Genomic DNA, 13,739 nt, shown 5'->3' with positions numbered 1-13,739 from the left:
ACCGCCACATCAGCGCGGCGGCAGGAAAAAGAGCCGAGGATCGGCGGTTAGAAAGGAATTGAGTTTCTATGTCAAAAGTGGTTTGCGTCCTTTACGACGACCCGGTAACCGGGCATCCCACCGAATTCCCGCGTGACGGGCTGCCGCACCTGGACGGCTACCCGGACGGGCAGACGCTGCCGACTCCGTCGGCCATCGACTTCGCCCCGGGTGCACTGCTGGGCAGCGTCTCCGGCGAACTGGGTCTACGTCCATACCTGGAGAGCCTCGGTCACGAGTTGGTCGTAATCTCAGACAAAGAAGGCACCAATTCGGAGTTTGACCGGCACCTCGCGGACGCCGAAGTGGTGATATCACAGCCGTTTTGGCCGGCCTACCTGACCGCCGAGCGGATCGCGCGCGCCCCCAAACTCAAGTTGGCGGTCACCGCGGGCGTCGGCTCGGATCACTACGATCTGGATGCGGCGATCGATCACGGCATCACGGTCGCCGAGGTCACTTTCTGTAACAGCATCAGCGTCGCTGAGCACGTTGTCATGATGATTCTGTCGCAGGTTCGCAATTACCTGCCATCGCATCATTGGGTCATCGACGGAGGGTGGAACATCGCCGACTGTGTGCAACGTTCCTACGACCTAGAGGGAATGCAGGTCGGTACCGTCGCCGCCGGCCGAATCGGGCTCGCCGTACTTCGCCGTCTGGCGCCGTTCGACGTGCACCTGCACTACACCGACAAGCACCGGCTGCCCGCTGAGGTCGAAAAAGAACTGAACCTGACCTTCCACCCCAGCGTCCAGGAAATGGTGCCTCACCTCGATGTGGTGACGATCAACGCTCCCCTGCACCCGGAGACCCGGGGTCTGTTCAACGACGAGCTGCTGGCGACGATGAAACGCGGTGCCTACCTTATTAATACGGCGCGAGCGCTCATCTGCGACCAGGCCGCCATCGTCCGCGCGCTGGAAAGTGGTCAGTTGGCGGGCTATGCCGGCGACGTGTGGTACCCACAGCCGGCACCGGCCGACCACCCGTGGCGCACGATGCCCCATCAGGGCATGACTCCGCATATCTCTGGCTCCACGCTATCGGCGCAGACTCGATATGCGGCCGGTACCAGGGAAATTCTGGAGTGCTACTTCGGCGGAATGCCGATCCGCGATGAGTATCTGATAGTCGACGGCGGCGCACTGGCCGGTGTCGGGGCACGGTCTTACACCGCAACCGCCAAATCCGGTGCGGCCTAGGGCCGGATCGGATTTGGCGGTCACCTGAAACCGGCGACGCCGCTTCGTCCGGCGGCCTGGCCCACGGGGTTGGCGAGCAGATCAGTTGTGCTGCTCGCCAACCCCGTTGCCTTTTGTCTTGACCGTGCAGTGCGGCGAATCACGTCGCAATATTTGCTATCTGGCGTCTACCCGGTCCACCCGCCTGTATCCTGTATACAACCTTGAGAAAAGCTGCAGATTTCACAGTGTCGAAGCGGCCCAGTTGCATGTTGTGGACTGTATGCTACATACATCTCTGAGTCGGTAAATCTCGATTAACCAGGACGGGAATGAGGGAAGTCTTCATGGCCACCACCAGCGCGCCGAGCGAGGTTGGGTCGCGGATGAGACTGGAGCGTCCGGCGCCGTTGCGTGAGGCGGCCTATGAGGCGCTGATGGAACTGATCATCACCCGCGAGCTGCGGCCCGGCCAACATCTGGTGGAGAACGAGTTAGCGGCTCAGCTGGGCGTGAGTCGGCAACCCATTCGAGAGGCGTTGCAGCGCTTGCAAAGCGAGGGCTGGGTGGATCTGCGGCCTGCGTTGGGCGCATTTGTCCACGTGCCCACCGATGCCGAGGCCGACGAGCTGCTGGCCGTGCGAACTCTGCTTGAAGCCGAGTCGGCCAGATTGGCCGCCCGCGCCGCCAAGCCGCCCCAAGTCGACCGTCTCTGGGAATTGCACCGCACCGGGGAGAAGGCACTCGCCGGCGGTGACAAGGAAGGTCTTGTCACCGCCAACGACGCCTTTCACTCCTATATCGTTGCGATGTCGGCCAACAGCGTGCTGGCCAACCTCATCGGCCAGGTCGGCCGCCGGGTCCGCTGGTACTACGAGCCCATCGCGTTAGCCCGCGGCAAAGATGCCTGGGACGAACACTCCGAGCTGATCGAGGCGATCGCCGGGCGCAGCGGCAAGCGTGCCGGAGATCTGATGCGCCGCCACACCGAACGCACCCGCGAGATCTACCATCAGCGACGTCAGGAAGCCGCCGACGGTGCCGAGGGCGTGGCCTGACTGACGACCGGCTGGGAAACCACCACATCGCCTTTCCGTCGTCCCGGCTGCCGCAACAACGCCGCAGTGCCGGCTGAGAGCAGCGCGCTTGCCGCGGCCAGCCAGTAGGCACCGGTGTAGCCCCAGGCGTCAATCACGCTGGCGCCCACACCAATTCCTAGGATCGAGCCGACCAGCTTGGCGCTGTATACGATGCCGTAGTTGCTGGCGTTGTTGTTTTCACCGAAGTAGTCGGTGGTCAAGGTGGCGAACAGCGGATAGAAAGCACCGCCGCCGAACCCGACGAGGACGGCAAAGAAGATGAAGGCGATCTCGTTCTTGGCGAGCCCGGTGTAGAGCAGGCCGATCAGGGCTACGACCGACACCAGCAGCACGATCAACAGCGTTTGCTTACGACCGATCCGGTCCGAGACATAACCGGTCACCGCGCGGCCGACACCATTGATGATCGAAAGGGCGCCCGCCGATGAAGCCACGATCATCGCGCCGAAGCCAAGGTGTTTGGCGAACGGAACCATGTAGCTGATGCCGAACAGCGAGACGCCGGTGGTAATCCCCAACGACACCCACATCAACGGCAACATACCCGTTTTGAGTGCCTCGACCGGACCGAATTGGCGGACCGCAGGCGGGTTCTTCTGAAGGCTCCTGGCGTCGGCGTTGGCGGCGGCGTGCTGCAGCGGGTCGACGTCCGCCGGCCACCAGTTCTTTGGTGGATCCTGGAAATAGGCACCACATACCGTGAGGACCACCAGCATGAAGGCACCCACCAGGTCGAGAACCCATACATAAGTGTTGGGATGCAGCGCGTAACTGAAGATGAAGATGAAAGGAACTGCGCCGTAGGCAAATCCGCCACAAACGAACCCCGTCTTGGCGCCTCGCCGCTCTGGATACCACTTACCGACGATGGTGATACCCGTGGAATACACCAATCCGACGCCGCAGCCACCGCACACCGCGAATCCAAGGAAAGCCACGATCAGATTGCTGCTGTGGGCAACGGCGACGAAGCCCAATGCGGACAACACGGCTGCGGCCAACATCGTCGACCTCGCCGAGGTGATTCCCTTCTCCCTCAGACGGCCGGCGGGATAGGCGACGGCCGCCTGAAACACGGCCCAGACTGAGAGCAGCCAGAAGGTTTCGGACAGGCTCCAGCCATGAGCATGGCGCAGGGTATCGGCGGCAGCGCCGTAGCCGTATTCAAAAACACTGACTGCCATCATCGCGATCCACGGCAGCCAGACCATCGAGGATCGGGATCTGCCGAGCAGTTCGCGATCAGTTTCGCCGACGCGATAGATGCGACCGTTCGCATCGATCACCTCGCGATAGGTTGCGAGAGTTGAAGACATCGTTGACTCACTTTCGAAAATGGGCATAAAGGGTCGGCTCGATGGCTGCTCGCGTCGAACGACGCGGCCGCCATCGGGCTGATGGCTTGGTTCGATATCGGGGGAGATTCCTGACCCGCGGGCGCTATGGCGGTGCACGACCGGTGATTTCGCCCGCACAACGCACTCTGGTAGCGACACCGGACACCCGAAGCCGTGGCCGGCCAGTCATGATCCACCTCGGTCTTGCACCGAGCTGCGCGCGGCCATCTCCCACAACCGGATCCTTCTTCGCCGAGCCAGTGGATCTCTAGATGCTTCTCATGCCCGTGTCAGCTCAGATCACTCCGGCGCTTCGCAAGCGCTGCAACTGATCTGGCGAATAGCCGAGTTCCAAGCAGATTTCCTGGGTGTGCTCGCCCAGCAGCGGTGGACGCACGACGTCGACGGGCGAGTGAGAGAGCCGGAGCGGGCTGCCGACGGTCTTGAACGTCCCGCGCTCGGGGTGCTCGACAGTGACGATCGCGTCCAGATCTGCCAGTGTCTGGTCTTCGATCAGCTCTTTGGTGCTCAGTACCGGACCGCAGGGCACATTGATCTCATTGAGCGCCTCCATGGCTTCCCACTTGGTGTGCCGTTGGCTCCAGTCCTCGATCAACGCGAAAACCTTGTCCAGCTTGGGTAATCGATCTTCCGGACGAGCCCAATCCTGGTGATCGGCGAGGTCGGGTCGACCGATGAGCTGTGCGAGCGGCGCCCATCCGGCCGGCTGGACGATCACATAGATGTAGTCGTTGGGGCCGCCCCCTTTGGTCCGAACAGCCCATCCCGGTTGGCCTCCCCCGGACGCGTTGCCAGCTCTGGGCACCTCGTCGCCGAAGCGCTCGTTGGGGTATTCGTGCAGTGGGCCATGGGCGAGCCGTTGCTGATCACGCAGCTTCACCCGGCAGAGGTTGAGTACGGCCGACTGCATCGCCACCTCAACACGTTGCCCACGGCCAGTGTTGGTGCGCTGGAGCAGCGCGGCAAGGATCGCGGCGACGAGGTGAATCCCGGTACCCGAATCGCCGATTTGTGCACCCGTAGCCGTGGGCGGACCATCTTCGAAACCCGTTGTGGCCATGGCCCCGCCCATCGCTTGGGCGATGATTTCGTACGCCTTGAAGTCGAAGTACTTACCTGGTCCGAACCCTTTGATCGACGCATAGATCAACCCCGGGTTGATCTCCTGCAGCCGGGCCCAACTGAAGCCGAACCGGTCGACGACGCCGGGACCGAAGTTCTCCACCAGAACGTCGGCGCGTGCCGCCAGCCTGCGGAAGATCTCCTTACCGTCTTCGCTTTTCATGTTGACGGTCACACTGCGCTTGTTGCAGTTGAGCATCGTGAAATAGAGGCTGTCCACATCAGCGAGGTCGCGCAGCTGGCTGCGTGTGACGTCTCCGCCACTTGGTGTTTCGAGCTTGATGACATCGGCGCCCAACCAGGCGAGCATCTGCGTAGCAGAAGGCCCCGACTGGACGTGAGTCATATCGAGCACCCGAACGCCGTGTAGTGCCTTACCCATGAGATCTCCCCTGAGAGTTGTCGTTGTGGCTGATAGTCGCGTCGCGCTGGCCGCCGAGTAGCCCACTGCCCGTGCGGATTCGGGTTACCGACGGCCGGGATAAGGTGCCCACTGTTTCCTCAACTTCCTCAGGGCCTGCTGCCCACCCGGCTCTCCACACAGCAGCAGCCGCCGAAGCAGTGGATTTGGCTGCCACGGCCGGCGACAAGACTCACTGTCTTCTGCAGACTGTATATCGTATACGAACAGTGTTACCAATCACAGGCGAATTGTCTAGCGCCAATCCCCTCGTAAACGCCGCGCCACCGATGGAATGGACACTGTCGGGCACCCGCGGCAAAGAATTAGTTAGCCAAAGTTGTTTGCCGAATAGCGTTGCGCCAGGGGCGCTCACGCGTCGGAGGCGCCTCAGGCGCGGGGTTGCTCGGCCGCCCCTGGACACACAGTGTGATCAGGAGTACAACAAATGCATACTGTATGCAAAGGGGTTATCATGATGTCCGGAGGCGACGGAATCTCGGTTCTGCAGATTAGAGCGCATGGCTGCTCGTACCGTATCGGCGAGCGACCGCACGACATCATGGCGCGTTCGAGAGCCTGGATGCTCTGGCTGCCATGGACAGCGATGGCCGCCATCAGCATGCTCCAATTTGGCTACGGAGTCGCTGTTGTCGCCGTGCAGCGGCCTCATCACTCCCCTGCCGCCGGCGCCTTCTGGGTGCTGGCTCTATGGGTGGTTTTCCAGGCAGCTGCCACGGCGGCTACCCCAACACTGAGGCGGCGCTTAGGTGTCGGCCCGTCGACCGCGATGTCGATCGGTGCCGTTTTGTCCGCCATCGGACCGCTGACACTTTCCTGCACCAGCAATCTCGGCCTCGCGGTACTGGGTTACTCAGTGCTGTGTGGTACCGGCGCCGGGATCGTCTACGCCACTTGCCTATCCACCGTTGCACATTGGTATCCCGAGCAACGCGGTGCGAAAGTGTCCCTGGTATCAGGTGCATTCGGTTGCGGCGCGGTTCCGTTTGTCGTGCTGTTCGCCTTCGGGCTGCACCCCGACAACCTCGGGCCCGTTTTCACGACCGTGGGGCTTTGCGTACTCGTCGTCGTGACGATGTGCGGCGTCTTTTTTCGCGACCCACCGCTCGACTGGTGGCCGGCCGAGGTCGACCCGAGATTGTGGGGAGTCGACAAGCGGATGAATCGCAGCCTGTTAGGCAACGCCCCTGCGATACGGCAGTATTGGCCCAGCGAGGCGGCCCGGACGTCGGCCTTCTTCCTGGTGTATCTCATTGTGATGGTGGCGTCGGCCGCGGCGCTGCTGACCATCGTGTACGTGCCGAGCATCGCCATCGTCCACGGCCTGCCGCTCGTTGTCGGCGCGGCCGCCGTGGCCGTGCTGGCTCTGGTCAATGGAGGCGGGCGCATCATCGCGAGTCGCTTTTCGGACCGATATGGCAGACGTCAGACGTTGAGTCTGGCGTTGGGCATCGAGGGCGCCGCGCTGTTGGGCCTGGCGTTCTCGGCTTCGGCCGGATCCACCGTCGGATTCGTTGCGTTTGCCGCGCTCGGTGGATTGGCCGGCGGAGCCTTCTATTCGCTGTTCATCAATCTGGTCGCCGATTATTTCGGAGAGCGCAGTGCGGTCGGCAATTTCGGGCTGGTTTACAGCGCCAAGATCTTCGGCGGTCTGATCGGAGTGGGACTGCCCGCTCTGCTGATACCAACTGGTCGGCTCGGGGCCGCTTTCGTCGCCATCGGCTTGCTCTGCCTGTGCGCCGCCGCCATCGCACCACGGCGCCTTCAGCGCCCCGGCTATCCCGTTTGTCGCCTGCCGAATTGACTCATTCGGCAAGGCCCGACGCTGTCACCCGATCTCATCTCGCCTCGGCCTGCCGTGGTACCGCCGCGACACCGTAGAGCGGACCGCGAAATGACCCCAGGGAGCGAAATCCCTGGGGTCGTTCCCGCCGTGACCCGGCGATTGGGGGGCGCGCAGGCGCGGGGCGCGCCCCCCGTTTCTAGATGACGATCGCGTCCTGCCGCCATCCGGCGATGGTGTCGGTGTCGTAGCCCAATTCGGCCAACACCTCGTCGGTGTGCTCACCGAGCAGCGGTGCACCCTTGATCTCGGGCTTGAAGAAGGAGAACTTGATCGGGCTCCCGACGGTCAAGAAAGTGCCGCGCCCCTTCTGCTCTACCTCGACGACGCTGCCGCTCTTGCGCAGATCGGGGTCCACAGCAATCTCTTTCATCGAGAACACCGGTGAACACGGGACCTCCCACTTGCGCAAGATGTCGACTGCCTCGTACTTCGTCTTGTCGGCCAGCCACTTCTCGATCTCCGCGAAGATGTCGAAGATCTTGTCCTGGCGGGCAAGCGCGCTGCTGTAGCCCGGATCCGTCGCCCATTCCGGCCGCCCGATCGCCTCGGCCGTGCGCACCCAGTTCTGCTCTTGGATCGTGAAATAGATGTACGCGTTCGGGTCGGACTCCCAACCCTTGCACTTGAGCACCCAGCCCGGCTGGCCACCACCGCCGGCGTTTCCGCCGCGCGGCACTGCGTCACCGAACGTGCCGTTGGGGTACTGGGGGTACTCCTCGAGGTAACCGACTTGCTCGAGGCGCTGTTGGTCGCGCAGCTTCACCCGGCACAGGTTCAGCACGCAATCTTGCATCGAGGCAGACACCTTCTGGCCCTCGCCGGTCTTGTCCCGCGCGATCAGTGCAGTCAGGATGCCGATCAGTAGATGCATCCCGGTGTTGGAGTCACCCAGCGCCGCACCGCTGACCGTCGGCGGGCCGTCCCAAAATCCAGTGGTGGATGCGTTGCCGCCGGCGCATTGCGCGACGTTCTCATAGACCTTGAGGTCGTTCCACGACGAATCGTCATTGAAGCCCTTGACCGAACCGAAGATCAGTCGCGGATTCCAGGACTGCAACTTGTCCCAGGACAGGCCCATTCGGTCCATCGCACCGGGCGCAAAGTTCTCCACCAGCACATCGGCCTGACGGATCAGCTTTTCCATCACCTCAAGGCCTTGCGGGGATTTGGTGTTGATCGCCAGCGAGCGCTTGTTGCTGTTCAGCATCGTGAAGTACAACGCGTCGATATCTGGTATGTCGCGCAATTGATTACGCGTCACGTCGCCACCAGTCGTCCGCTCTACTTTGAGGACGTCAGCTCCAAACCAAGCGAGCATCTGGGTGCAGGCGGGACCCGCCTGCACGCCGGTGAAGTCGATGACCTTGATCCCAGACAACGGCAGTTCGGTCATAACAGATTTCCTTTCTTTCGAGTTTTTCTTGTATCGACGTTTGCCTGGCAGGCAGGCATGCTCGTGGGCTTTCAGCCCTTGTTGGTTATCCCCTTGGGATTGAGGTGGGCAATGTTGCCGCTTTCGGTCCCGTCGGAGGGATCGATCAGGCAATCGATCAGGGCCGGCCGCCCGGCTGCCAGGGCTTCCCGCAGTGCGGCGGCGACCTCTTCGGGGGTTTCGGCGCGGTAGCCCGAACCACCGAAAGCCTTGATCATGAACTCGTGGTGGGCCTCGAGCGCCGTGGGAGCGGGGTCGTCAGACCCCGAGATATCGTCGCCGCGATACACGCCGCTGTTGTTGAGGATGACGGTGACGATCGGTAGCTTGTAGCGGCAGATTGTCTCCAATTCCATTCCGCTGAAGCCAAATGCGCTGTCACCTTCGATCGCCACCACAGGCTCGCCGGTCTCCACGGCGGCCGCGATCGCATACCCCATCCCGATGCCTATCACGCCCCATGTCCCACTGTCCAGGCGGCGGCGCGGCCGGTACATCCCGATCGTGTTGCGCGCCAGATCCAGAGCGTTTGCGCCTTCGTTGACGAGGCATACCTGCGAATTATCGCGCAGTACATCGCGTATCGCCTGCAAAGCGCCGAGGAACTTCATCGGCGCAGCGATGCGCGCGGCCGCGAGACGGTCCGCCATCTTGGCGACGTTTTGCTCCGCTTTGGCCGAGAGTTCGGCTCGCCATTGCGCCGATGTGCTGATCTGACCTGGCTTGGAACGCTCCACCAGAGCCTGCATCACCGAGCCGATATCGCCGACAAGCGGAGCCGCAATCGGCTGATTGCTGTCCATCTCGCTGGCCTCGATGTCGATCTGAATGAACTTGGCGTCGGGACTCCACTGCGGCGCATCGCCATGTCCGAGTAGCCAGTTCAACCGCGCACCCACCAGCAGCACGACATCGGCGCGGCGCAGAGCCAGTGATCGCGACGTCGCCGCCGACTGCGGATGGTCGTCAACAAGCAGCCCCTTGGCCATCGACATCGGCAAGAAGGGCATCCCGGTGCCTTCCACAAATTCTTTGATCTGCTCGTCGGCCTGTGCGTACGCGGCGCCCTTGCCCAACACGATCAGAGGTCGCTGGGCGCCGGCCAGCAGCTCGATTGCCGAATCCACCGAGTCGAGATCAGGCAACTGGCGTGGCGCCGGATCGACTACGCGCCACAGTGTTTGGGCTGCAGATTTCGCATCGAGAACCTCACCCAACACCGCCGCCGGGATGTCAAGGTAGACCCCGCCAGGACGTCCGGACGCCGCGGTCCGAATTGCACGCGCCACCCCCCGGCCGATGTCCTGGGCCCGAGACACCCGGTAAGCCGCCTTGACGAATGGCCTAGCCGCGGCCAGCTGATCCATTTCCTCGTAGTCGCCACGTTGCAGATCGACCAGGTGACGCTCACTGGATCCCGAAATTTGAACCATCGGAAAGCAATTGGTGGTGGCGTTGGCCAAGGCCACCAATCCGTTGAGAAATCCGGGCGCCGACACGGTCAAACAGATACCGGGTTTTTGGGTTAGGAAGCCGGCTGCAGCCGCAGCGTGCCCCGCCGCACTCTCGTGACGAAAGCCGATGTAGCGGATACCCGATGCCTGTGCGGTGCGTGCCAAGTCGGTAATGGGAATGCCGACCAGCCCGTAGATGGTGTGCACATTATTGAGCCGGAGCGCGTCGACCACCAGATGTATTCCATCGGTGAGAGCCCCGACGTCATCGGCCTCGGTGTCTTCGATGGTAGCGGCGGTCATTGCAACATCCCTTTCCGGCAGCACGCGCCTTGGTCGAATTACTTTCTTGCTCTTTACTTTTCCCTAACCTTGAGCACTGTGTCCAAGACCTGATAGCACTCACGAGATAGATGGGAGTTATCACGGTCCGCGACGGCACATGCGCGTAAGACACCTCGGATGTTGGCGACGTCATCAGGCCACGAAAGATCCCCTCACCGCCGTATTCGCGACGATCAGGTCCGAATCCGAATCGTATTCGCCGTCGGCAGCGCAACCCGCGTAGGTAAAGTCTTCGCGGCCAAGCGGCGCACCCACCGCCACATTCAAAAACGCCCTTGCCGCAGCCGAACCCGGTGCGGAGGCATGGATGGCGATTGCTATCGGCGCCCGTTGATCGGGCTCGACCAGGCGCAAACCCCGCATTGCGCCGGTCATCGGAATCGAACGAAACCATGTGTGCGGCACCAGGCTTGCCCATGCACCCGTGGCTACGTGAGCGTACAGCGACGCCATCGAATCGGTCTCGATCTGCGGCACGACTGCGGCACCGACGTTGGCAAACGCATTGTCGATGAACTGCCGAAACCCGACTTCTGGAGCCAGCAGCGCGAGCGGCAGCTGAGCCGCCTCCGACCACGTGATGGTGCCCGCCGACGGCACCAGCTGCTTTCCCGCCACCAGCAAAACACACTGTTCCTCATAGAGTGGGACCAGCTCCAAGCCCGCGTGCTCACGCACATCGAAATGGCCGATGGCGGCATCGAGCTCGAAACAGCGAAGCTGACGCACCAATTCCGTTGTCGGAAAATGGGAACTGACCTTCACCCGCGCCAACGGGTGTAACGAACAAAAGGCCGCGATCGGTAACGCCGTCGTCGTCGATACCGTCGGCCCGGCCCCCAGCCGCAACACTCCTGAAATGCCGGACCGCAACGCGGCTGCTTCCGCCACCAGCCCGTCGTGCACCGCGAGAACTCTTTTGGCCCATACGACGAGCCGCTCGCCCTCCACGGTCAGACCCTCGAAGTTGCGGCCACGGTTGATCAAGGTGACGTTGAGTTCGCGTTCCAGCTTGGCAATGGAAGCCGAGAGCGCGGGCTGGGAAACATAGCAGGCTTCGGCCGCGTGTGCGAAGTGTCGTTCCCTTGCCACCGCAACGAAATACTCCAGTTGACGTAGCAGCATGAAGGCTCCTCCTCGCCTGCCAACAGCGCCGTATTGAGGCTGGCGTCATCATTCATTGAAACTGTATGCAGTATGCATTATGCATTAGACTACTCGCCAGTAGGGGCCCCGTTCACCGGGGGTCCTCATCCATCGCCGGTTGCGTCATAGGAAGGAAGAAATGTGAACAGCCCTGACACAGACCTTGCCCAGCCGCAGGCTTACTCGCGCGCCACGGACGAGAAGATGACTGATGAATGGCTTGCCCAGGCCGTCGTGGCCGCGACACCAGAGGCTCTGGTGGTATGTGACGCGACCGGGGCGATCCGGTTATGGAACAACGGGGCGCAACGCATATTTGGCTTCTCGGCGTCAGAGGCGATCGGACAAAGCCTCGACATCATCATCCCGACAAAGCTGCGTAAGCGACACTGGGACGGCTATCACCAAACGATGGCCACCGGGCAAACCCGATACGGCGACAAGTTACTGAGCGTGCCCGCAACTCACCGGGACGGACACCGGCTGTCGATCGAATTCAGTGTCGCCCTTCTGCAGCGCGACGACGGTCGCATCGTCGGAATATCCGCGATCATGCGCGAGGTGACCGAGCGCCGCAGCGAAGAGCGGGCGCTCCGTGGCCGGCTGGCCGAACTCGAGGCCCGGCTCGCCGAGCTCGAGAACGCGACCATTTGATCCGTGGTGGGGCCGAGCGTCTGGCGCACCGGTGGGGCCGGCCCCGAAACAGCGGTGCACACCCGGCCGACCGCATTGAGGCCTATCGCGACCCTCTACGGTGATGCCATGAGCGACGACATTCTGCTGATCACGACCGAGGAGCGGGTGCGCACCCTGACCCTCAACCGGCCGCAATCGCGCAATGCGCTGTCCTCGGCGCTGCGAGATCGGTTCTTCGGGGCGCTGAGCGAGGCCGAAACCGATGACGACGTCGACGTCGTCATCCTCACCGGCGCCGACCCGGTCTTTTGCGCCGGGCTCGACCTCAAAGAGCTGGGTGGTTCCGCCGCACTGCCGGACATCTCGCCGCGGTGGCCGTCGATGACCAAGCCGGTGATCGGCGCGATCAACGGCGCCGCGGTCACCGGCGGGCTGGAGCTGGTGCTGTATTGCGACATCGTGATCGCCTCGGAGCAGGCCCGCTTCGCCGACACCCACGCCCGGGTGGGCCTGCTGCCCACCTGGGGCCTGTCCGTGCGGCTACCGCAGAAGCTGGGCATCGGCCTGGCCCGCCGCATGAGCCTCACCGGGGACTATCTGTCGGCCGCCGACGCGCTGCGGGCCGGGCTGGCCACCGAGGTGGTGCCGCACGACCAGCTGCTTGCAACCGCACGCCGGGTGGCCGCGTCGATCGTCGGCAACAATCAGGACGCGGTGCGCGCGTTGCTGGCCTCCTACCACCGCATCGACGAGTCGCAGACCAGCGAGGGGCTCTGGCTGGAAGCCATGGCGGCCAGGCAATTCCGGACCACCGGCGACGACATTGCCGCCAACCGCGAGGCAGTACTGCAACGCGGCCGGGCCCAAGTCCGTTAGCGGTGGTCGGCGCCTTGGCCGAATTGACTTGCTCGGGGAACCAGACAATAGCGGGCCCACGTTGCGAAAATCGCCGCTATTTCGTTCTATATGCCGTTGCCCTGTGCCGCGAAACTTTTGATCGCCACGCGGGCCAATAGCCAATACGATCCCAACAGCGACCCGAAACTATTCTCCCAGGGCAGGAGGAATCGATGCGCATTGTTATCGACCTCGTATTGCGGGTTCTCGGCGTCCTGACCGTGATATTCGCAGTCGCAATCACGTCCGGGCAGCACGCGGCAGCGCAGCCGCCACCGCGATTTCCCAATCTCGACGGATTCACTGCAGTTCCGGCCGAAGGGTATATCGCGACGTCGCTACCGGGTAACGCACCGCGGGTAATTTTCTCGGCCCCAAACTCGGTGGTGTGCGACTTCTACGGCGGACCGGCGCCCGCGCCACAACCGTCACAAGACATTAAGTGCAATGGCGAAGTGCCCGGAATGGACGACATTACCTTTCCCGGCGGCGGTCATCCGAAACCGGGCGACTGCGTGGAGGGCTCGGTGAATTTCAAGGGCCCCGGCTACGAATTGAGCCGGATGTCCTACGGCGGATGCGGCGGCAGTCCGGCGGCTTTGCCGTACGGCGGCAAGACATTAGCCACCGGACAGAAACTGTCGTACCTCAACGTCACCTGCGCGGTGGGCGCCGACAATCTCATCGCCTGCCTGGACACCACCAGCGGGGACCACGGATTCGTCCTGCAATCCATGGGAAGCTGGGCGTTCTAACCCA

11 protein-coding genes are annotated in these 13,739 nt (G+C 62.7%); 6 read left to right on the top strand and 5 right to left on the bottom strand.

Features of this window, described 5'->3' with window-relative positions:
- Positions 1 to 68 precede the first annotated feature (68 nt).
- On the top strand, positions 69 to 1,244 hold the full coding sequence (locus H7K34_RS15595; RefSeq protein WP_264062891.1) for an NAD-dependent formate dehydrogenase: 1,176 nt from the start codon (positions 69 to 71) through the stop codon (positions 1,242 to 1,244).
- A 326-nt stretch (positions 1,245 to 1,570) separates the two neighbouring features.
- Positions 1,571 to 2,281, top strand: a complete 711-nt coding sequence (locus tag H7K34_RS15590; RefSeq protein WP_264062890.1) for a GntR family transcriptional regulator — start codon at positions 1,571 to 1,573, stop codon at positions 2,279 to 2,281.
- On the opposite strand, the gene H7K34_RS15585 is transcribed toward H7K34_RS15590, so the two are convergent.
- Positions 2,245 to 3,639 carry an OFA family MFS transporter gene (locus tag H7K34_RS15585; RefSeq protein WP_264062889.1) on the bottom strand — a complete coding sequence of 465 codons (1,395 nt, stop codon included), beginning with the start codon at positions 3,637 to 3,639 and terminating at the stop codon, positions 2,245 to 2,247. The two genes, H7K34_RS15590 and H7K34_RS15585, sit on opposite strands and share 37 nt — an antisense overlap.
- 316 nt (positions 3,640 to 3,955) lie before the next feature.
- Positions 3,956 to 5,185, bottom strand: coding sequence for a formyl-CoA transferase (gene frc, locus H7K34_RS15580; RefSeq protein WP_264062888.1), 1,230 nt, complete (start codon positions 5,183 to 5,185; stop codon positions 3,956 to 3,958).
- A gap of 493 nt (positions 5,186 to 5,678) precedes the next feature.
- Between frc (H7K34_RS15580) and H7K34_RS15575 the strand changes: the two genes are divergently transcribed.
- The gene (locus tag H7K34_RS15575; protein ID WP_264062887.1) at positions 5,679 to 7,028 is read left to right on the top strand and encodes an OFA family MFS transporter; all 1,350 of its coding nucleotides are present in this window, start codon (positions 5,679 to 5,681) and stop codon (positions 7,026 to 7,028) included.
- A 178-nt stretch (positions 7,029 to 7,206) separates the two neighbouring features.
- On the opposite strand, the gene frc (H7K34_RS15570) is transcribed toward H7K34_RS15575, so the two are convergent.
- From frc (H7K34_RS15570) to H7K34_RS15560, 3 genes are all read right to left on the bottom strand, one after another.
- Positions 7,207 to 8,463 (bottom strand): formyl-CoA transferase, encoded by a 1,257-nt coding sequence (gene frc, locus H7K34_RS15570; RefSeq protein ID WP_264062886.1) that lies wholly within the window; start codon positions 8,461 to 8,463, stop codon positions 7,207 to 7,209.
- A gap of 71 nt (positions 8,464 to 8,534) precedes the next feature.
- Positions 8,535 to 10,259: an oxalyl-CoA decarboxylase gene (gene oxc / locus H7K34_RS15565; RefSeq protein ID WP_264062885.1), complete on the bottom strand. Its 1,725-nt coding sequence runs from the start codon at positions 10,257 to 10,259 to the stop codon at positions 8,535 to 8,537.
- A gap of 174 nt (positions 10,260 to 10,433) precedes the next feature.
- Positions 10,434 to 11,426: a LysR family transcriptional regulator gene (locus H7K34_RS15560; protein WP_264062884.1), complete on the bottom strand. Its 993-nt coding sequence runs from the start codon at positions 11,424 to 11,426 to the stop codon at positions 10,434 to 10,436.
- Between the two features lie 162 nt (positions 11,427 to 11,588).
- Between H7K34_RS15560 and H7K34_RS15555 the strand changes: the two genes are divergently transcribed.
- The 3 genes from H7K34_RS15555 to H7K34_RS15545 all read left to right on the top strand — a co-directional run bounded on the left by H7K34_RS15555 (position 11,589) and on the right by H7K34_RS15545 (position 13,735).
- Entirely contained in the window at positions 11,589 to 12,101 is a 513-nt protein-coding gene (locus H7K34_RS15555) for a PAS domain-containing protein (RefSeq protein WP_264062883.1), read from the top strand.
- Positions 12,102 to 12,209: 108 nt separating this feature from the next.
- A complete protein-coding gene (locus tag H7K34_RS15550) occupies positions 12,210 to 12,959 on the top strand; it encodes an enoyl-CoA hydratase (protein ID WP_108920104.1) in 750 nt (249 codons plus the stop codon).
- 194 nt (positions 12,960 to 13,153) lie between these two features.
- Positions 13,154 to 13,735: a hypothetical protein gene (locus H7K34_RS15545; protein ID WP_264062882.1), complete on the top strand. Its 582-nt coding sequence runs from the start codon at positions 13,154 to 13,156 to the stop codon at positions 13,733 to 13,735.
- The last annotated feature ends 4 nt before the right edge of the window (positions 13,736 to 13,739 follow it).

The sequence above is a fragment of the Mycobacterium montefiorense genome (genome assembly GCF_025823255.1).
Classification (GTDB): domain Bacteria; phylum Actinomycetota; class Actinomycetes; order Mycobacteriales; family Mycobacteriaceae; genus Mycobacterium; species Mycobacterium montefiorense.
The sequence above is the reverse complement of the archived record's forward strand: the minus strand, read 5'-3'. Positions and strand labels throughout refer to the sequence as shown.